The sequence below is a fragment of the Rhizobium sp. NZLR1b genome (genome assembly GCF_019685155.1).
Taxonomy (GTDB): domain Bacteria; phylum Pseudomonadota; class Alphaproteobacteria; order Rhizobiales; family Rhizobiaceae; genus Rhizobium.
This window is the reverse complement of sequence record NZ_JABDWC010000032.1, coordinates 46,303-65,230: the sequence shown is the minus strand read 5'-3', so window position 1 is coordinate 65,230 and position 18,928 is coordinate 46,303. Positions and strand designations below refer to the sequence as shown.

The following is an 18,928-nucleotide window of genomic DNA, read 5'->3' as shown; positions in this document are numbered from 1 at the left end:
GACGCAGTGTTGCGTCGTTGCGGGCGACGTCGCATCTACTCAGCATGCGCCTCGGTCTCAGATTGCTCCCGATCCTCGCCCAGCGGATCCCGCACCAAGCTAGCGAACTGGCGCAGGTAGGCTCTCGAGCTGTCCTCCGTGAGCCGATCCGACAGGCTCTCTATCAAGAGCTCGACATCCGCGTTCAGCTCGACCGGCTCAAGCGCGTTCTCTTCGGCCTGCTGGAAGATCACCTCGTTCAACGCGGTAAGATCTGCCCCGAATACGTCTCTGACCTCCTGCCGCCGAAGAACAGTTGCAGCAGGCCGAAGGCCGCTTTGATCCGACGGACCATTGGCCTGTTTGGCTCGAACGCTCCGATGTGCCGGTGAGCCCGAATAGACATTGCGGCTGAGCTTCTCCTCGTCGATATCGAGACCGATGTCACTCTCGCGAGCGGCTCCAGGCGTTTTGGGTATGCCGCGCTTTCGTTGCCCGCTCGCCGAATCCCCCTTTTGCTTGTCTCCCGACTGCTTCTTCTTTTCCGCCTGTACCTCCTCCTCCGCCACACCGGCCTCGCGCGTCTCGTCGAGATCCAGGCGATGACGCAGCTCGTCGAGCGAGGAAATGTAGACGTGGCGGACACCATCCTTGACGACGAAGCGCACGGCGTCGTTGTCAGTGCCTGTCGAGGCCGGGGCCGCCGCAGCGGACTTGCTGTCGTCGATCGTCCATTCAACCGGCTCAATGCAAGGCCTTTTCGCCGGCTTGAACTTCCGCACTTTCGAAAACATCCGCTCGCCGCCGGAATCGAGCTTCATGATGCGCATCAGCGGCATACCGGTGACCTGCAGGATCGCCTCTTCCGGCTTCATCATCATCAGCGTGTTGACGGGAAGAAGATCGACCGAGACCGGCACCTTCGAGATCGATCGCTGTCTTCGGCCGTGGCGATGCGAATAAGACGATTGTTCGACCCACTCCGTCGTTTTGCCAGCAGCCATCGAGACAGCGGTCGCATCTTCCTGGTTCTGGAAATTCATGAACAGCTTGATCGTCGAAGCGCCCATCAGGATCTTTTGGCCGGAGCGCTGGTACAGCCGCTCCAATTGGGCGCCGTCCTGGAGGATGAAGACGAACCGCACGCCATTCTTGCGGATCAGCGGGGCGAGCGTCAGCACCGTATCGATCCGGCCGCCATTGCCGAATTCGTCGAGCATCATCAGCACTTCATGCTCACGGTTGCGCAACGGTCCCATCTGCACGAGCTTGTCGGCCATCTGCTGGATGAGCATCGAGATCAGCCGCTCATAGATCTGCATGGCGTTCCAGTCGGCCTGGATGTAGATCACCATCTTCCGCTTTCTGATGGTGCCGATCGGGATCGTGGTGATCGAGGTCAGCGCTTCCACCAGCGGGTTCTGCAGGAAATTGAGCTTGGCGACGATCTCCGCGGCGATCCCCTCCCCGAGCTTTTCATGGCGCCCGGCGAATTTGGTGAGCTGCATCCGGGTCTGGTCGGAGAGAACCGGCTCATAGTTTTCCAATAGCTGGATGATCGCCTTGCGCTCGTCCGACATCGAATTGAGAATGCGATAGAGCTCGCTGAGCGACTTGCGGGTGTCGGGGCATTCGAGCACGAAGCCGAGCATGGCCGTCAACAGGATCCTGGCGCTTTCCTCCCAGAAGTCGGAGGAATCCGATCGCAGACGTTCCGGCAGAAGCATTTGCGTAAGCTTCTGCAGGTCGGTGATCCGCTGGTTCGGCTCGTCACTGATCAGGTCGAGGGGATTGTAGCCGTCGGTGAAATTCGAGCCCGGAGCGAGCAGGAAGACCTCGTACCCCTTGTCCTTGAGATAACCGGAGGTCTCCTCGAAGAGCTCGCCGCTCATGTCGAGGACGACCTGCGATCCCTGAAAACTCATCATCGTCGGGATGACGAAGCCGCGCGATTTGCCCTGTCCCGGCGAACCGATGACCATGACGTGCTGATCGCCGTCGTTGCGCAGCAGCAATCCCTGCTTCAGTCCGAGAACGATGCCGTGCTTGTCGCGCAGCCGAAAATCGGCTGCGTCCTTCAAGGTGGCGAGGCGTGCCTTTCCCATGATCATCCGCTGGCGTTTCTGAATTGCCGCGCCGATCGGAAATCCGACGATGGCACCGGCGGCAGCAAGACCGGCGAGCGCGGCGAGCACCGTCTGCCGGGAGGGTTTTTGATAGGCGCCGGCTGCATCGATTGCGCCGAAAGGAGCCTGATACATCGCGGCCAGATGATTGCCGTAGTAGCTGGCAATCTCGGCATGCTCACCGGCCTTTGTGGCAACGAGATAAAAGGCCACGCCGTAGACGATGACGCCGGCATAGGCGGCGGCGAAGATGAGAGCCGTATGGGCGATCAGACTGAACATCGACCGGACATGCAGCAGGTAGAGGATCTTGCGCGACAACGCCCTGCCGCCTTTCAGCATCCAGAGGCAAGCCAAGAAAAACAGGAACGGCAAGGCAACCACGAAGGCCAGCAGCGAAAGTCCGACCGTGTTGCGGACATGGATGATAGACGAGGTATAGCGCACGGCGTCGATCCAGCGCGCTTGTGCGACATAGTCGAAGTAGGACGAAGATCCGAACGAGGTGATGTAGGCGTCGTAGATCAGCGTGAAGAAGGCGAGCCACAGGAGAACGATTCCGAGCAGTGCGATCGGCAAGGTGAACAACGATGCCCGCTGCAGGCCCGTCCATTTCGGGCGGTCAGTCTCGGTGTGCGTGGATACGCTTGCCATTTTCGTCCACCTCGTCGGCAAAGTAGATCTCGCTGACGCCGCGGCCGCCGGCGGCATCACTCTTCTTCAACTGGACCACGATTGGGATGATCGAGCGGATGTATCGAATGATGTCGTCGCGCTCCATGCGCACATTGCTGTTGAGTACCAGCGTCGACAGCCGGTTGAAGGCGTGGTGCGGCGAGTTTGCATGGATCGTCGACATTGAACCGGGATGCCCGGTATTGATCGCATTCAGGAAGTCGAAGGCCTCGTCGCCGCGCAGCTCGCCCATGAAGATCCGATCCGGTCTGAGACGGAGCGCCGTGGCCAGCAGATCGCCCATCGTCACCCTTGCCTCGCCCTGGCCACCCTTCGAGACCAGCAGCGAGACGACGTTTTCCTGTAGCGGCTCCAGCTCAGCCGTGTCCTGCATGAGGATGAACCGCTCATGGTTCGGAATGGCGGTGAGCATCGTATTCAGAAACGTCGTCTTGCCGGTGGAGGTGCCGCCCGAAATCAGCATGCTGCGGTGATTGATTGCCGCGAGCTCCAGGAAGGCGCGAACCTTGCCGGCCCGCAGCAGCCGCGACAGCTCGATATCGACGTCGTCGATATAGTCGTCTCCCGTCACCTTGGTGAAGCGGAACGCGCCAGCCTTCTCATAGTCGTTCAAATCGAACCGGCGGATGAATTGCTTGCGGATGGAGAAGGCGTGGCCCGTCGCGGAAGTCGGGTTCAGCACGAACTGCACGCGCTCGCCATTGACGAGCGTCGCCGATAGGAGCGGATGTTCAGCGTTGACCGTCTGCTTGGTGAACGAGGCGGCGCGCGATGCCATATGGCGGATTGATTCCTGGTCGAGGCCGTCGACTTGCTGCCTCATCATGCTGAGCTGGCCGATACGCTCGAGCCAGATCTCATTGCTGCGCTGGCAGGAAATCTCAACCACGCCGGGATCGTCGAGAAACGGTCGGATCGGCTCGATGGCCTCAGACAGAAAATGCTGCTCAGCAGAAATCGACGGGCGCGCGTTCATTTGCCAAGCTTCCTTCTGCGCAGTCTCTCAAACTCTTCGCGGACCGGATCCGGATAAAGCCCGGCGAAGTCGAGGTCGCGTGTGACGAAGACATTGATGTCGGAGCCCTGAGGAATGTGGATCGTCGGCCGGATGTTGCGGCTGTCCTGGAAAGCTTCTGACGCCAGCTGCTGGATGCCGGACGCAATCGTCTCGGCAGCAATTTCGCGGGCACGATCCTGTGACGTGCTTCCATTATCCTGAGGAATGCTGGTCACCGTTCCATCCGTGTTGACGATCGTGATATTGCGGTCCTGCTTCTGGCCGAGCTGGGCGATGTACTGAGTGGCGCCACCAATCAACGTCATCATCGCCGGCGGCCCGAACCGTTCCCAATACTTGCGGTCGACGACACCCGTCATGCCTGAGCGCCCAAGCCGATCGGTGCCATAGGAGCCGAGCTGCACCGAAACGCCGTCTCCGCGGATCATCCGTGTCCAGACAATCAGGATCCGCTCCTGCCCCCGCTCGACCCCGGATTTATAATCGCCGATTAGGGACGAGCCTGCCGGTATGAGGATGCGCCGGCCGTCGAACGAATAGACGTCTTCCCGTACAATCCCCTTCACCATGCCGGCGAGGTCTGAATTGATCGCCGTCTCCAGCGTGCCGCGGATCATCGTGCCCTGCGGGATCCAGGCGTCCGTGCGGCGGTTCTCGGTTGCGACTGAAACGTCCACACCCTGCCCGCCCATCGCCTTCAGGAAAGCACGATCATTGTCGACCGCGCCGCCGCCGTTTGACGCTGCTGCCGTTTGCGCCCCGGACGAATCACTGGCGCCGAACAGTCCCGCACCCGTGACGTCGGTCGAGGCCCGTGCCGCGCCGTTCCTCTGATCCGATTGATCGAAGACCATGGCGGAAGAGCGAACACGCTCCAGCAGCTTGGCTTGCCGTGCGAGCTCGATGCAGCGGGGATTGTCCGGGTTCTTGCCTCTGGTGCAGTCGACCTCGGCCGGTGGCAAAACGGGAGCAGCCGCCGGAACGACGGGCGCTGGCGGCGGCGGAGGGGGTGGCGGCGGCGCTTCCGGAACGACGACCGTCGGCAAAGGAGGCGGGGCCGGCGTTCTGAACCCTTCGTTCCTGGGTGTCTGGACCGGACGGAACTCCTCGCGCGGCGTCGTGTCGATCGCCGGCTGCTGCTCGCCGCCGGCAAGCAGAAAATAAAGGACGACGCCGACGCCGGCGATGGCCGCGATAACCGCGATCGGCCGCATGAGACCAACGCTGCTCCTCCGGACCGGACCGCCAATGGCGCTGTCGGTGTCGAGCGAATGATAATTTGGATCCGACATGGCGCGCTTTCCTAGTGTTGAGCTTGTTGCGGGGGACCGCCGGCACCGATCCGCTTCGGCGCAACCGCACCTTCGATCGGCGCCGGAATATCGGCGGGAACAGTTCGCAGATTGAACAGGCAGGTCTCGTCCTCGGTGCCATAGCGCAGCGACCACTGCCGCGAGACGGTATCGATGACGATGTAATCGGCCTCGCGGCGGTAGTTCACGAGGCTCTCGCGGCGTTTCCGGTCGACGATGAAGATCGCCGGAATGTCGCCGGTGAATTTCATGAAGGTCTTCAATCCGTCGTCAAACACCCAGAGCGGCTTTGCCGCATCGCTTCCCTTGAAGCCATAGTCGTAGTTGACCTTGTCGCGACGGATGTTCTTGAGGTTCGGATTGCGCGCAGCATCCTGCGCCTGTTTCCAAAGCTCGGCAGTCCCCTTCAGCCCGGCATCTTCGGGATAGGTGAACTGCAGCTTGAAGGTCTGGTTCTGGATCGCCTTGCTGTCGTTGACCCGCAGATCAAAGGAGTAGGTCCGCCTGGTGGTCACAACGGAGAGATTGGTCGAAGCGTCCTTTTCCATTGGCTTCAAGGTCAGGGAACGCCGGTCGGCCGAGGTGAGGATCTGCCAGGAGACAGTGTCGCCGGCAACGACCTGGGTGATCTCTTCGTCCGTGCCGAAGAGGATCGTCGTCACCATCCCGTAGGTGCCGGTCACCAGGAAAACCTGTTCAGCCGAATAGGGTAGCGAGCGCACCCGAGGATCGAGCCTTCCCGGACGTGCAACCAGTTCGGCATGACCGACCGTGGTTCCCAGCAGCAGTAAGAATGAGAGCGCCGCCATCCATTTCATCATTGGGCGGGCCCCGACGGCATGGTTTCCGGAACCCTCGCGTATTCGGTGACGACAAAGCCCAGCGGATTGTACAGACGAACCCGGTTGCTGGCGGGAAGATTGATCTGCCGGTAGCGCACCGTGGCAGACCAACGATTGACGACGTCGCCACCGCGCTGGCGCTCCCGCGTCTCAAATCGGACCGCCATGGTCGAGGCATTGAGAGGATTGACCGAGAGGATTTCCGGCTGGATGTCGCCGGTGGCACCAAGCGTCTTCACGGGCCCTCGTGGATTGCTTGGGTTCATCCACGCCTCATACTCCTTGAAGGCGTCCGAGTTCGGTTCCGACCAGAGCGCGATCATGTCGAAGTTATCCGAGAGATAGCGGGGGTCGTAGGTCTCGCGGCGGATGACGTAGTTGCCGACGAAGGAGGCGCGAACGGCCTGGATTTCCGAGACGCTCGACCGATCCTTGTCGAGCGTCGTCACCGTCTCCATGTAGCCGGTGTTCTTGTCCACGATCAGGGGTACGACCTCGGTGCGGACAAGCGGGAAGAGTTGTGCCACCGAAAATGAGAGTATCCCGGCGATAGCCCAGCCGGCCACCGCGAACACAAGCAGGATCAGACCGATCAAGGTCCGAAGCGAGCGGTTCTTTTCGCCCCAGGACAAGTGCCGGTCATAGATTTCCTGCGGCCCGGGGACATGATCGGTCGGCGCAGGTGTTGTCTGTCTTCTGAACAATGCCAAGTGTTGCCCTCGAATAACGGTGTCTCGTTCACTCGCTGTTGCGGCGGCGATTGGTCAGCATCCGGCCAAGCGCGCCGACACCTGCCACACTACCGCGGCCGGCAAGTGCTGCCGCCGTCACGGCGCCTCTCGGTCCAGCCAGCATGCCAAGCGCGACGGCTCCCGCCTGCCCGGCCCTCGAATTGCTGGATGCGAGTGTTCTGCGCGCGGCGCTGTAACCGGTATCGACACCGCCTCCACCCGGCACGCCCGAAATTGCCGTCCCGTAGGAAAAGGTTCTGGCGAAATCCGGCACCTGAAAAATGAAATAGGAGATCAGCGCCAGGTAAAGCACCATGGCGAGCACGATCGCCAGCGCATTTTCCTTGGTCGCCATGTCACCGTTGATGGTGTCCATCATGCCGATTAGAAAACCGAAGGACAGGCCGGCCATGATGTAGGTGAAGAGCAGCATGAACATGCCGTAGGCGACGCCCCTCACCCACGCGTCGAAGACAAATCGCGTGGTGCCGAAGAAGTAGCAGAGGATCGCGATCGGCCCGATCGCCAGCATGACGGCGGTGATCATCTTGGCAAACAGCGTGACGCCGGTGAGGATGAGCAGCATCGGCAGCAGACCGAACACCAGCACAATGAACACGACCACGGCGCCAGTAACATTCGGCAGCCATCCCGACTCGTAAGAATTGAAAAGCTGCATGGCGAAGTCGTAGACCTTGCGTGCCATGCTGGCGACCTGCTGGGCCAGATCGGAACCGGCCGACTGGCCGCCCATTGCCGAGGAAATAGCCGAACCGAGATCCTGTGGCGTCGACAGCACGAACTGGCCGATATTGTCGTAGAAGGTAGCCCAGGACATGACCAAGGCGTAAGCCAGCGCGATCTTGAAACCTGTCACCGCCATATCCTGGAGGGAGACAGCAGACAGTCCGAGTGCGCCCCAGAGGAAGTAGAGGATCAGGAAGATCGCCAGGATGGCTGAGACAAGATTGCTGTGTTGAGCAAACAGGCCCCAGGCCCGTTCGAGGGAGGCTTCGTTGATCTTGTCGAAATATCTGAGCGCATCGCCATAGAAATTGATCGCGTAGCTGACTGGATCCATGTCGCATCCTAATTGACAGGCCGCATCGGGCCGCAATCATCCGTGACGGCTCTCGCCAGCGCCTGTTCCGGCCGCGCTGGTTGCGGCGCTCTATCGTAGCCGAGCGCCGGCACCGGGTTTTCGTCGGCCGAGCATTTCGCCAGTTGTTCGTATTTGCCGCCGCAGCCAGTGAGGGCCGCGCAACAAAATGCCAGGATGAGGGTCAGCCTCACTGCTCCTGCTCCTGGAACGCCTTCAACTGATCTCGAACCGAGGCCCCCTGCTGCTCCCCGCCTCCATCACGCATCACGCTGTCGGGAAGGGGTGCGAAGGTCTTGAGGTTCTGCGACGCGGTGGCGAGCGCCGCCTTGTACTGCTGGTTTAAAAGCATGACCTGGTTGTTGAGGGAACCAACGGCCTCATTGGCGGTCTGATTGCCCTGCAGCACCATCTGGGTGTTTTGTTCGAGCGCACCCTTCAGATCCTGAGCCGTGCCGATCTTCTCGGTTGCCTGCATGAACGAGTTCTGCCGATCCTTGGTGGCGCTGTTCATCGCATCCGTCAGCGCCGTCATCGTCGTCAAGGCATTGACCCCTTGCGAATAGGCCTGGTTGGCGCCGGAGAGCTCTCCACCCTTGACGGTATCGACCACCATCTTCACCAGGTTGAGGCCGTTGATAAGTTTGGCGGCCGTATTCTGAAACTCACCGCTGATGCCGCCGAACACGGCTTGGTTTCCCGACAGGATCCTCCCGAAATCCGGCGCTTGCCCCATGCTGAAGCCATTGCCGGTCGCAAGCTTGGCAAACTGGCTGGCATCTTGACTGCGATCGCCGGTGATCGCCTGCAAGGTCTTCGTCGTGTTGTCCTTGACGACCGAGGTGTCCTGCTGGATCTCAGACGACAGTTTCTTGATGTCCTCACTAAGCGAGATGTTTTCCGAATCCTTGACCGGGACCTGCGCGTAAGCATGCGAGACGGCAACGATGCCAAGGGCTGCCGCGATGACAAATGTCTTCATGTGCCTAACCTCTCTTGTCCGTTCAGTTTGCTGTCGGTCTGGCATCGACGACCGTCACCAGGCCCAATACGGGATCCTGCATCGCCGAAAAGGTCGCGATGGTGCCATTGGCGCGTGCCTGTTCCTGCAGGTCATCGAGCCAGCGCTGGATCTGCTCGGTCGTGGCACTCGACGGCACGGCAAAGCAGCGGGTGCTGCCGGTGTCGACGATCGTCGAAGGGCATTGGATTTGCGCCATGACGAGCGAGCCGTCGAAATCTTTGGAATTGCCGCCACCGGAGCCGCGCAAGTTCGCCGATGACGATTGCAGCCCGGCCTGCAGGCGCTGCAGATATTGCTGGTTCGCTTCAATCGATTTCCCAAGCAGATCATTCCAGACCGATCCGCGCTCGACCTGCGCCTGCGTGTTGCGATCGACAGCCTTTTTCAGCTGCTCACCGCAACCGTTCCCGTAGCTCGCGCTTTCGGGCTCGGTGTTGTCGCCAGCTGGTGGGGTTCGGTCGCCATTCTGCGCCTTGTTGCGGCCGTAGTAGGCGGAGACCTTTTTGACATAATCCTGGGTTTCAGGAATGTTCGGGATCTGACCATTCTGCAGCGACTGGCGATATGGCCCGGCATTGTAGCCGGCGGAGATCAGGTCGTAGCGACTGCCGAACATTCCCTGGAGTTGCTTGATGTATTTGACGCCCCCGCGGATATTATCGCGCGTATCGTAGGGATTGACGCCCAGCTGAGCTGCGGTTCCTGGCATCAGCTGCATGACACCGGTGGCGCCGACCGCCGAGCGCGCGGACTGTCGGAAACGCGATTCCTGTTCGGCGATGGCGAGCGCGAAATTCGGATCGACGCCCTGGCGGATCGCCTCGTCCTCGACCATGCGGGCGACTTCCTGCTGACTCGGCGTCCGCTGCGATGATGCCGCCGGTGCGGTATCGCCACTCATGCCATCTGCCGAGCAATCGGCGGGTGCGCCGGAGCCTTGGCCGGGCGCCACGCTGTCCGTCGTTCCGCCCGAGGCGCCTTTCAGTTTCCGGGTATCTGCCTGATAGCCCTGGTACCAGTTCAAGGTCGCCTGCTGGATCTTCTGGCGGGCATTGTCGATGACCGGAACCTGGGCGCGGGTGGCGGCGGGGGCTACCACTGTCGCCAGCGCCAGCACGGCGGCCGTCGCCAGCTCAGGAAGTCTTGCGTTGGTCATCGGACGCTTCTCCCTCCCAGTCGCAAAATCTCGACAGCCAGTTCTTCGGATCGTCTCCGTATTCGTCGAGCAGCATCTCGACCTCGCGAACGGTCTCCTCCCGGCCGGACAAGACCTTGATGAATTCCGGCATGTGGGACATGTCGACACGCGCGATCACGCTGCTCTTCGCCTGCTTGATCAGCATGAAACGCGAGCTCGGGTCGCCGTTCTTGACCCATTCGAATTCGGCCCTCGAGAGTCCGAAATTCTCCATGTAGGAGTGCTCGTCGGCCTTCGGATTGGCAAAGAAGATATTGGTCGACGTTTGCTCGATGATCGTGCGGCTGACGCTGGACTGCACGACGTCGTCGGCCGACTGCGTGCCAAATATCACCAGACCGTTCCGTTTCCGGATGGTCTTGAAGTAGTCCTTCATGGTGCGCTTGAACTCGTCGTCGTCGAGCAGCTTCCAGGCTTCGTCCATCAGGTTGATGATCGGCGCCTTCCCGTCATAAACCTCGTCCAACCGATGGAACATGTAGAGGAGGGCCGCGGTACGCACCGTCGGATCGTCGAGGATCGATGTCATGTCGAAGCCGATCATCGGCCTCGAAATATCCAAATTGTCATCGGCATTGTCGAAGAGCCAGGCATAGGGGCCGCGATCGATCCATTTGTCGAGTCGTGCGATCAGACTGCCTTCGGTCCTCTCGCTTCCAGCGAGCAGCGCCCGCAGCGAGGATAGACGACGATACGACTTGTCCTTCGTCTTAAGGACGGATTTGATCGCGCTACGGATGATCGCTTCTTCCTGTGGCGTCAGGCTCTCGCCTTCCTTCGATGGCTTCAGCATCAAGCTCAAAAGCCGGTACAGGAAAACGCGGTTCTCCTCGGTGTCGACGAGAAGCAAGGGATTCCAGCCCGCCGGTTCGCCGGGTTCGAGTGTCATGTATCGCCCGCCTGCCGCACGAACCATGATGTCGAGACCACGATCCTTGTCGAAGACGATCGTCTTCAGTCGCGGGCTGACGCGGTAGGCCTGCAGAATCAAGAAAGCCATGATAACGGTCTTGCCTGAACCCGTCGGTCCGAACACCGTCATGTGCCCGACGTCTCCCTGGTGGAAGTTGAAAAAGAACGGCGTGCCGGAGGTCGTCTCAAAAATGGTGATCGCCGGTCCCCAGTGGTTTCCGTCCGGCTTGCCATAGGGATAGGCGTGAAAACTACTCAAGCCCGCGCAATTGAGCGTCGAGATGAGCGCGCGCCGCGCAATATAGGCCTGGTTGCCAGGCAGTTGCGCCCAGTAAGCCGGCTCGGCGTTCAGATCTTCGCGAACATAGGAGGCGCCAAGCGCCCCAAGCTCGTTTCCGATCAGCGCCACCGCATCGTCGAGTTGAGCCGTCGTCCTTGCGACCGGCATGATGGTGAGGTGATGCTCGGTGAAGGCAACGCGTTTGCGCGCAAGCTCGTCGCGGGCGATGTCGAGATTGGCCTGCACGCTGGAGCCGCCCTCGTCGGCCTTCGACATCTGCCGATCGAGCCTTTCGATGCGGCTGCGCGCAGCCATGTCGTCGATGAACGACATCGACTGGGTCAGCACCATCTCGAAGGGCAGCTTGAGGATGTAGTCGAGCATGCCGGCGCCGGTCTCGGGCGGATATTCCTTCAGCGATACCATCGCGGCATAGCGATCATCGCCTGATGTTTCGCCTTGGAGATGGATGATCCGGTTGCCGATCGACGTGCGCCGCGCCGGCAGCATCTCGTCGATCGGTATGTTGCCGAGACGGATCGGGCGGACACGGCCGCCGTTCAGCAGCGTGTAGAAGAACTCGCATTGCTCCGAGAACCAGATTGTTCGCGTGCCTTCCTCAAGCATCGTGTCGTCGGAGATGGTCCGGTAGATCGTCTTTCCGTCGCCAAGATCGACCTCGGCGCGCCGCACGTCTCGCAAGACTTTCGGACCGTAGGCGGCAAGCGATTTTTCCAGTGCCCTTGTTGCTTCGACAAGCTTGTCGCGCATCGCACGAAACTGCTCCCTGCGCACGACATCGCCGCCGATGCCCATGACACGGGAGAGCGCCGAACCCTTCTTGAACAAGGGCCGTACAACAAGGGACACATAGGTGTCGTTGACGAACATCTCGTTCCTGGAGATGCTCGACTGATAGACGTCATCGAGACGCCGCATGAAGGGATCGGCGAACGCCGATGGCAGCGACGGCGCTACCTTGCGCCTGATGACATGGGTGTAGAGAGCAAAATTGCCGATCGACGAAATCGCGCGGAAAGCGGCGTTCCGCTGCCGCTGCAGCATGTTGATCGTCTCGATATCGGCGGTCTCGAAGGAAAAGCCGGTCAATTGCACTGTGGAGACCAGGCAGTCGTTCTTCAGTCGGATAATGCCGTTTTCGATCGGCACATAGAACGGGACGTGTGTCGATATGCTGCGGTCGGCGAATATCTCCCAACCTTTCGACAAGCTCCCTTTCAACGATCTCGCCATGGTGCCCATCGATCACGCCCCATAGGTCCTGATGCCACCGCCGAGCCTTCGACCCAGAGGATTGACGCCGCACATGCTGAGGCGTCCGACGATCTCGAAAAACCACAGGTCGAGCTTCACCGTCAGCACATAGAGAATGCTGTGAAGGATCACGAAGGAGACCGGGAACCAAAGGATCGAGCCTAAGATCATGAACACCATCAGCGAGATGAAGCATTCCGCCAGAAAGTATGTGTAAGGGATCCCCATGACCGTCGGCGGCCGTGTCAGAGCGAGGATGACCGGATGGCATTCGATGTAGTCGTCCCCGCCGTCGGTGTTGCCGCTGAATGCCGCCATGATTACGACCCACTGCCAGCGAGGAAGTCGACCAGTTCGGCGGCAGCAAACATGCCGGCAAGGCTTCCCCCGACCCGAAGCAGGGCGCCCCAGGACCAGTATCCGAAGGCTGCGGCCAGAAACATGCCGATGAAGGCGATCGCTCCGACCGAGCGGCCGAAGGGGCCGGTAAAGAACTGCACCAGCCGGTCAGCGGCATTTTGCAGCGCATCAAGGTTCTGCGCCGCCGCTGGTTCGAACTGGCTGACAAGCAGGATCAGGCTGGTCGCCAACACCATCGCGGCATTGCCGACCCACTTGCGCTTTGCCCTCGAACGCCAGGCGACGCCGGCATAAAGGACTGCCATTGCGATTACATTCATCAATGCACCTCTTCCTTGACGATTTTAACCGGACCGCCAACGTGGGTCGGTCCGTCTTCCTGGGGGGAGCGGTTCGCCGCTGTGAGCGGATCTGCAACAGAAAAAACAAGCATCGGCGACTTGGCGCGGTCGGCAGTTCCTGCCCGGCGCTTCGAGCCGGACTCCGACGGAACTAACAGGCCGCCATGCATGCCCGTAGCGGTCGCCACCGCGCCAACGTAGAACCCGACGACACGCGTGACATAGTCCGCGGTTTCCCGGATCAGCGGCAAGGAGTGGCGAAGATCGACACGAGGCTCACCGGCATTATAAGCAGAGGCGACAAGCACAGGATTGCGATACTTGTCGATGAGAACACGGAGGAATCGAGTGCCGGCGCGGATATTCTGTTCGGGATCGGTGAGATCATTCGCACCAAAGGCTGCGCCGATCCGCGGCATCACCTGCATCAAACCGACGGCACCGGCAGGACTGACGAGGCGTGGATCGTAGCTCGCATTTTCGGCCCGCATGATCGAGAGCACCCAGTTCGGGTCAACCTCTTCCGCAGCGGCGATCGTCACTGCCAGTTTTGCATATTCTTCGGGAATGCCGGAAAGCAGATCAGCTCGAGGCGGCGCCAACGACTGTTTGGCATCCAAGTTTGGTTCGGCCGCCGGATCAATGACCGGTGTGGCTGGCCTCTGGTCGAAAGAGAAGACGCCGATTGGCGAATGCACGGTGCGATCGCGCCGTGCACCAGCCGCTTCTCCTGGTAAACCCGCACGCCGGTTATCAAACTCTTCAACCTTTTCCAATGGGAGAGCACTGGCACCAATCGGACGTTCATCGTTCGGCGCGTCAAAGCGCTGGCTGAAGCTGACCCAATCGATTGTCGGCTGTGGCGGCTGCTTGGCTGCAGCGGCCAGACTTGACCCGGCGATTGGGTTCAACCGGGCTGCCACTCTCCCCACCTTCTCAGTCGTGATACCGCCAGGCCCAACAGCGTGAGCAGGCGTTCCTGAATAGAAGGGCAGATCGCTGTCGCCGGAGTTGGAAGCGAAACCGGTGAGCAGAATTGTCGACATTCCAGCAACCCACAGCGTGCTTCGCGACCATGCCTTTTGCGGTGTTTTCACAGGCGGAAGTGGGATTCGTTCCATGGCCGAACCAGTTCATAATTATACTGCGGTATAAGATTTTGAACTGCATTCCGTTACGGAAATCAACCTTAAAATTTCACTCCGGTATAATTATCGGCAGCGATAGCGATGGCGGGGCGCTCTTTTCCTGAGCAAATTCAGTCGTCTAGCCGCGACCATTTATCTGGCATCCAGCGATATTGGATCTGTTCGCGATCGCCCAGAACACGCGCTAAGCGCACCGCAGTGCCTCCTTTGATCAACACCGGACTGACATCCGTTCCTGATCGAGGCTCATAGATTCGGCAGACGAAATTGGGCAATTCCCTCTGGATCCCCGAGACCGGATAGCAGGACGCGACCTGATAGCGGCTGTCACCGCCACTGATATTAAGACCCGTCTGCTGGACAGGACCGAGGCGTTGGCGTCCAAACCGTGTACCATACTCAAGCTGGCACTCGACGATATTGCTGGCATAGGCTCTGCAAGCGGTGAGGCTGAGGTAAGCAAATGGGACTGGGGGCAGCGGTCGCGTTGGGTGTGTCAGGTCGCCACATCCGGACAACAGGATCAATATAGCCAAAGATCCCGATCGCGTTTTGGAAATCCGCATCGTGTTGCTTTCTAATTTTCCTGCCGATATCCGGCATGGGCAAGGGTTTCGAGGAAGAGATCACGGGCAAGCCGGCAGTAGGGTGATGATGGCTGTGCCAGGTGGAGCTGCGTCAGGACCAGTCCGAGATTGGAAACAGTGGCCACTACGACGGCGAGGTCATCATGGAGGGTGTCACGGCAAATCTCCCGACCTTCGTGACCTTTCACAGTGATGGCGTAGTCATTACGCGCGATGCTGTGCCACAGTTCGACGGTACCGGTTTCGCCGCCTGTGCTTTCCGCATCGCAGATCAGCATGAGCGCGTAATCTGGATGCGGCAGGCCGCTTTCCTCGATTGACGTGCCGCCATGGAATTCCGTCAACACAACGTGCGATGCGAAGAGCAGCATCCGTTCGTTGACCAGCAGACGTCTCTGCCCAAGGCGGACAAAGCCGTTCATGGCGACAGAGCGGGTAGCGGCAGGTGAAAGACTCTCCCCGCAGTGCTGGCAGATCGCCAGCAAGTGATCGTTCCTGAATTCGAACGCGTTGTGAAAGCGGTTGACAATGGACTGCTCGACATTCTTCGTTCGACCACCGAGCGACTCGACGAATGCGAAGGCATCAAGCGGTGTCCATGGCCGCTTCAGAACATCGTTCTCAGAGCTGTCGGCAGCGTTGACGAGGCTCGATGGTCCGACGACAATGCCGGCGGACCGGGTCTGTGCGCCGCAGCCCGGGCAATCGATGGATATCGGAACTTTGTACCATTCCTTCGTCAGTAGGGATCGATTGTGTGTCAGATGCAGACCCGGTTGTTAACAGCGTAGAGGGCGCGCAGGTGGTGTTCTGATCTCCGACCTTACCCCTCGCGCAGCGAGCTATACTTATACTCCAGTGTAATATTTTATCAACCAGATGAGGCCGCCTGAGTGCTTCAAATGCTGCGGAGACGACCTGCCGCAACATCCGACGCATGAGGGTTATATTGAGCAAGGGGCGCCGCCCACATCAATGGAAGCACCAAAACCCGATGAAGCGGTCCCTCCCGCTGACGCGGCAGAGTCTTCGCTGCCACAGCCAGCCAGGAACTGCCTCCAAGATGATTGCTGAATAGCATTCACTATCGTCAAACAACGACGAAGCAGCCATCGTTGCATGAACCCTTCCCTCAATCAGTTCAGGAGATTCTATGCAGCGACGTCAACAAATCGAGCAGGAGACACGCAAGAAGATTTCCGATCCGTATGACGTCGACTACTTCGCCAAGAAGCACGGGATAAGCCTCAAAGATGCCGCTCGGATCATCAACCTCCATCGCTCGGACAGGGTTCTGATCGGGCGGCATACCATCTGAAAGACTCGTGTTGAAGACCGAGGCTCGCCGTAAGGTCGTTTGCCTCACCCGCAGCCACGCACAAACGACGTCTTGAACCCGCACCTGCTGATGATCTGAGTTCGCACTGTCGGCGCTCTATCCGTCGCGACGTCTGCTCAGCGCTCGGCTGACAGCTTTCCTGCAATTTCTCAAGCAGACGGTTGCCAACGGAATGCCCGATGGACTGGCGGCTTACGTTGGCAAATGGCAGGTAAGAGCCTCCCCGCTAAAAGCAGCCTCGACGTTCATTCGCAAGATCGCTCATCAGCGCAATCGCCGAACTTCGGATTCGCGAAATCACCTACCAGCTCATACGCGCAATCCGCAAGACGCCGCTTTGCTCAACCACCTATTCGCCGAAATCGCCGATGAGTGATAAACGCGATCGCCGGTTCGCCGATGCGCGGAGTTGGCGAAGCACCCCCTCGCCTATTATGCCAGTCGCACAATCGCTGACGAACCTATTCGCTGCTCCACCGACCAGCCCAACCGCCGAAACGCGAGAACGCCGGATCTCTCACTGACCGATTGGCGAAACGGGGGAATTGCCCGTCCGCCGATTCACCGACCAGCGATTCAAGGTGGCGCCGTGAGGATGCGCCTCTTTCTGCCACCGAAACGACTTCTACCGGGACCAAGTCCATACCCGGGCAACCCTACGCCTGCGAATAAGCGGTGACAGATTCCTGCACTGATCACGCCTCTCGGCAATCGCCCCTCGGGCGAAAACGGCTAATGGTATACCGTTAGCCTATCCTGCCATCCTCACCAAATCTGCCTGGCCACTGTGCCCGAGGCGCTGATGCGGTTGCGAGTCGTCAGACAATGCAACAGCGACGACAGGCGCAAGCCTGTCGTCTGCGCCGGAGGAACAGCGCGGTGGACAGGCAGATTTGGTGAGGATGCTGAAGCGAGCCATCGTCGTGAGGTGTCGGGATGTCCGTGACCGGAGGGAGCGGTCATCGATGACATCCGAACGATGAGACGGCGAGCGCACCGCAGGAGAGGACGAGTACCTGGAGCGGATGCCCGAAGCGTGAGGGCGCAGCGCAAGGTACTCGTCCTCTCCGTCTTGTTTGGGGAAGTCGCGGCAGCGTCCGCCTAGCGGCCCGAGAGGCCGGGCGGGTCTCGACCCGCACCGCAGGGAGAGGGGAGATTGAGGGGAGAGGCGGCAAGTCTCTCCCCTCAAGACCGCGCGCAGACTCGATGCCTGTAAGCGATCATGCCAGCAGAAGAAGTGAGAGACGGACACGTCCGTCTCTCACCGCGCATCAATCGTAGACGACGCGTGCGATGCTGATACCGATGCCCACCTCGCTGCGGATGGCGCGGACGATCGGGGCGAGCGTGCCCAACTCGGCATCGGTGAGGGCGACAAGCCTTGGATAGCTGATCTCGATGCCGTCGCAATCGGCCGAAAGCGCATAGTGCCATTCGTCGCCGTTCATAAGGTATTCGTTTGTGTCGAAGTCGATTTCGAGGTCGTCGAGCAAAGTGGTCCGGAAACGGGCAAAGCATTCCTCTTCGCCACGAAGCTGGAAAGCGGCGAGTCCTTCCTCGTCCGGCTCGTTGGCAAGCTGGCGCTCCAGTGCCGTGATGGATTGCACCCGCGCAATTGCAGATGCCAGCTCGTCGGCGAGCTCGTCATGCAGTTCCCGCAAGAATTCATCCTCGCAACCGATGCGATTTGCAAGGACGATGAGCCTGAAGCCCGCAAGCACTGCGAGCTGATGGACGTAGTACCAATCATTGGACATATCAGTGTCTCCTTTCTGTCTCTGACGAAAGGAGCCCGCACCGTAGCCGCGAGGGGTCAGGGATCGCGGTACGCGACCGCCAACGGCGGCAAGCGGAGGAGCCGATTTTCTGGCGATGGCCCGAAGGGACGGCGACTGAAAATTGGAGGGGCCGCGCAGTCCTTGACGCCGGAGCGGCGGGTGCACAATGGGACGTCAGAGAGAGATAGACCACGGCGCCGCCAGGCGCCGTGTCCGTATCCGGCGTCCAGCCGGCCATGCAGCCTTATCATCGGCCGTAGTCGTGAAACATTCCCGCCGCCGATGCGACAACCGCGAGAGGGGCGTGACCCGAATGGGCGGAGACCGTTTTGCGGGCTCCGTGAGCGACGGCGAATAGCACCGTCCGCCGCAGGCGGCTCGCCCGGATCATCCGCCGACAAGCCATCATCAGCATGAATCAATTGATACCGACCGATTCAAATATGTCGTTGGACGCCGAGACCGCCTTGCTCGATTCTCCGTGCCATGATTGCGCAACGCTACCAGCTCTATGTCGAACGCACCGACGCTTCGAAAAACATGGCCCGCTACTATGCCATGTCGATCGAGCCCAACCTGTTCGGCGAGGCCTGTCTCATCCGTCGATGGGGTCGTATCGGCGCAAGAGGTCAAAGGCGGGAGCATCATTTCGCGCGGGAGGAAGAGGCGGTCAGGCTGTTCCTTCAGCTTTTGCGAAAGAGGCGGTCGCGCGGATACAGGCCGAGACCGCATATCCGGGAAGATGCATCGGGTGATCGATAGCGAAGGGAGTGCCGCGGAGGCAGATGCCATCCTGATGTCGATGGCATGGGAGCGAAACAGGAGTGGGGGTATCCCACCGCTTCCGCCCTTCCCACAAGAACCTCCGCAGGTTCTGACACC

17 protein-coding genes and 1 pseudogene are annotated in these 18,928 nt (G+C 60.0%); 3 read left to right on the top strand and 15 right to left on the bottom strand.

Features of this window, described 5'->3' with window-relative positions; translation table 11 throughout:
* Positions 1–35: 35 nt before the first annotated feature.
* The 14 genes from HJB84_RS30275 to HJB84_RS33860 all read right to left on the bottom strand — a co-directional run bounded on the left by HJB84_RS30275 (position 36) and on the right by HJB84_RS33860 (position 15,414).
* Positions 36–2,759, bottom strand: a complete 2,724-nt coding sequence (locus tag HJB84_RS30275) for a type IV secretory system conjugative DNA transfer family protein (protein WP_221117720.1) — start codon at positions 2,757–2,759, stop codon at positions 36–38.
* Positions 2,728–3,777 (bottom strand): P-type DNA transfer ATPase VirB11, encoded by a 1,050-nt coding sequence (virB11, locus tag HJB84_RS30270; protein ID WP_029875121.1) that lies wholly within the window; start codon positions 3,775–3,777, stop codon positions 2,728–2,730. Before virB11 ends, HJB84_RS30275 begins: the two co-directional genes overlap by 32 nt.
* Positions 3,774–5,111, bottom strand: a complete 1,338-nt coding sequence (gene virB10 / locus HJB84_RS30265; RefSeq protein WP_029875120.1) for a type IV secretion system protein VirB10 — start codon at positions 5,109–5,111, stop codon at positions 3,774–3,776. Before virB10 ends, virB11 begins: the two co-directional genes overlap by 4 nt.
* Positions 5,112–5,122: 11 nt before the next feature.
* Positions 5,123–5,941 carry a TrbG/VirB9 family P-type conjugative transfer protein gene (locus HJB84_RS30260; RefSeq protein WP_225525179.1) on the bottom strand — a complete coding sequence of 273 codons (819 nt, stop codon included), beginning with the start codon at positions 5,939–5,941 and terminating at the stop codon, positions 5,123–5,125.
* 8 nt (positions 5,942–5,949) lie between these two features.
* Positions 5,950–6,684, bottom strand: coding sequence for a virB8 family protein (locus tag HJB84_RS30255; protein ID WP_029875118.1), 735 nt, complete (start codon positions 6,682–6,684; stop codon positions 5,950–5,952).
* A gap of 28 nt (positions 6,685–6,712) precedes the next feature.
* Positions 6,713–7,786 (bottom strand): type IV secretion system protein, encoded by a 1,074-nt coding sequence (locus tag HJB84_RS30250; protein WP_029875117.1) that lies wholly within the window; start codon positions 7,784–7,786, stop codon positions 6,713–6,715.
* Positions 7,787–7,794: 8 nt separating this feature from the next.
* Complete coding sequence (locus HJB84_RS30245; RefSeq protein WP_029875116.1) at positions 7,795–7,998, bottom strand: hypothetical protein; 204 nt, start codon at positions 7,996–7,998, stop codon at positions 7,795–7,797.
* Entirely contained in the window at positions 7,995–8,786 is a 792-nt protein-coding gene (locus HJB84_RS30240; RefSeq protein ID WP_221117719.1) for a conjugal transfer protein, read from the bottom strand. The genes HJB84_RS30245 and HJB84_RS30240 overlap by 4 nt, the downstream gene beginning before the upstream one ends.
* Before the next feature lie 22 nt (positions 8,787–8,808).
* Entirely contained in the window at positions 8,809–9,984 is a 1,176-nt protein-coding gene (locus HJB84_RS30235) for a lytic transglycosylase domain-containing protein (RefSeq protein ID WP_029875114.1), read from the bottom strand.
* Positions 9,962–12,481, bottom strand: a complete 2,520-nt coding sequence (locus HJB84_RS30230) for a VirB4 family type IV secretion/conjugal transfer ATPase (RefSeq protein WP_221117718.1) — start codon at positions 12,479–12,481, stop codon at positions 9,962–9,964. Before HJB84_RS30230 ends, HJB84_RS30235 begins: the two co-directional genes overlap by 23 nt.
* Before the next feature lie 3 nt (positions 12,482–12,484).
* Entirely contained in the window at positions 12,485–12,811 is a 327-nt protein-coding gene (locus tag HJB84_RS30225) for a VirB3 family type IV secretion system protein (protein WP_026154667.1), read from the bottom strand.
* Between the two features lie 2 nt (positions 12,812–12,813).
* Positions 12,814–13,173: a TrbC/VirB2 family protein gene (locus HJB84_RS30220; protein ID WP_064682858.1), complete on the bottom strand. Its 360-nt coding sequence runs from the start codon at positions 13,171–13,173 to the stop codon at positions 12,814–12,816.
* The gene (locus HJB84_RS30215) at positions 13,173–14,240 is read right to left on the bottom strand and encodes a lytic transglycosylase domain-containing protein (RefSeq protein ID WP_221117717.1); all 1,068 of its coding nucleotides are present in this window, start codon (positions 14,238–14,240) and stop codon (positions 13,173–13,175) included. Before HJB84_RS30215 ends, HJB84_RS30220 begins: the two co-directional genes overlap by 1 nt.
* A gap of 679 nt (positions 14,241–14,919) precedes the next feature.
* The gene (locus HJB84_RS33860; RefSeq protein WP_244915133.1) at positions 14,920–15,414 is read right to left on the bottom strand and encodes a hypothetical protein; all 495 of its coding nucleotides are present in this window, start codon (positions 15,412–15,414) and stop codon (positions 14,920–14,922) included.
* A 668-nt stretch (positions 15,415–16,082) separates the two neighbouring features.
* Between HJB84_RS33860 and HJB84_RS30205 the strand changes: the two genes are divergently transcribed.
* Both HJB84_RS30205 and HJB84_RS33855 read left to right on the top strand, forming a co-directional pair.
* A complete protein-coding gene (locus HJB84_RS30205) occupies positions 16,083–16,247 on the top strand; it encodes a hypothetical protein (RefSeq protein WP_221117727.1) in 165 nt (54 codons plus the stop codon).
* Between the two features lie 97 nt (positions 16,248–16,344).
* Positions 16,345–16,473: pseudogene (locus HJB84_RS33855) on the top strand (LysR family transcriptional regulator); the annotation flags it as partial.
* A 1,066-nt stretch (positions 16,474–17,539) separates the two neighbouring features.
* On the opposite strand, the gene HJB84_RS30200 reads toward HJB84_RS33855, so the two are convergent.
* Positions 17,540–18,025, bottom strand: coding sequence for a hypothetical protein (locus tag HJB84_RS30200; RefSeq protein ID WP_221117716.1), 486 nt, complete (start codon positions 18,023–18,025; stop codon positions 17,540–17,542).
* Between the two features lie 507 nt (positions 18,026–18,532).
* Between HJB84_RS30200 and HJB84_RS30195 the strand changes: the two genes are divergently transcribed.
* Complete coding sequence (locus tag HJB84_RS30195) at positions 18,533–18,808, top strand: WGR domain-containing protein (RefSeq protein WP_221117715.1); 276 nt, start codon at positions 18,533–18,535, stop codon at positions 18,806–18,808.
* Positions 18,809–18,928 lie beyond the last annotated feature (120 nt).

What these genes read in the sequence shown, in the direction of transcription:
- virB11 (WP_029875121.1), bottom strand. Translation starts at nt 3,777, where the DNA reads ATGAACGCGCGCCCGTCGATTTCTGCTGAGCAGCATTTTCTGTCTGAG.
- HJB84_RS30250 (WP_029875117.1), bottom strand. Translation starts at nt 7,786, where the DNA reads ATGGATCCAGTCAGCTACGCGATCAATTTCTATGGCGATGCGCTCAGA.
- HJB84_RS30235 (WP_029875114.1), bottom strand. Translation starts at nt 9,984, where the DNA reads ATGACCAACGCAAGACTTCCTGAGCTGGCGACGGCCGCCGTGCTGGCG.
- HJB84_RS30240 (WP_221117719.1), bottom strand. Translation starts at nt 8,786, where the DNA reads ATGAAGACATTTGTCATCGCGGCAGCCCTTGGCATCGTTGCCGTCTCG.
- HJB84_RS30230 (WP_221117718.1), bottom strand. Translation starts at nt 12,481, where the DNA reads ATGGGCACCATGGCGAGATCGTTGAAAGGGAGCTTGTCGAAAGGTTGG.
- HJB84_RS30220 (WP_064682858.1), bottom strand. Translation starts at nt 13,173, where the DNA reads ATGAATGTAATCGCAATGGCAGTCCTTTATGCCGGCGTCGCCTGGCGT.
- HJB84_RS30260 (WP_225525179.1), bottom strand. Translation starts at nt 5,941, where the DNA reads ATGGCGGCGCTCTCATTCTTACTGCTGCTGGGAACCACGGTCGGTCAT.
- HJB84_RS30275 (WP_221117720.1), bottom strand. Translation starts at nt 2,759, where the DNA reads ATGGCAAGCGTATCCACGCACACCGAGACTGACCGCCCGAAATGGACG.
- HJB84_RS30200 (WP_221117716.1), bottom strand. Translation starts at nt 18,025, where the DNA reads ATGTCCAATGATTGGTACTACGTCCATCAGCTCGCAGTGCTTGCGGGC.
- HJB84_RS30205 (WP_221117727.1), top strand. Translation starts at nt 16,083, where the DNA reads ATGCAGCGACGTCAACAAATCGAGCAGGAGACACGCAAGAAGATTTCC.
- HJB84_RS30225 (WP_026154667.1), bottom strand. Translation starts at nt 12,811, where the DNA reads ATGGCGGCATTCAGCGGCAACACCGACGGCGGGGACGACTACATCGAA.
- HJB84_RS30195 (WP_221117715.1), top strand. Translation starts at nt 18,533, where the DNA reads ATGATTGCGCAACGCTACCAGCTCTATGTCGAACGCACCGACGCTTCG.
- virB10 (WP_029875120.1), bottom strand. Translation starts at nt 5,111, where the DNA reads ATGTCGGATCCAAATTATCATTCGCTCGACACCGACAGCGCCATTGGC.
- HJB84_RS30215 (WP_221117717.1), bottom strand. Translation starts at nt 14,240, where the DNA reads ATGTCGACAATTCTGCTCACCGGTTTCGCTTCCAACTCCGGCGACAGC.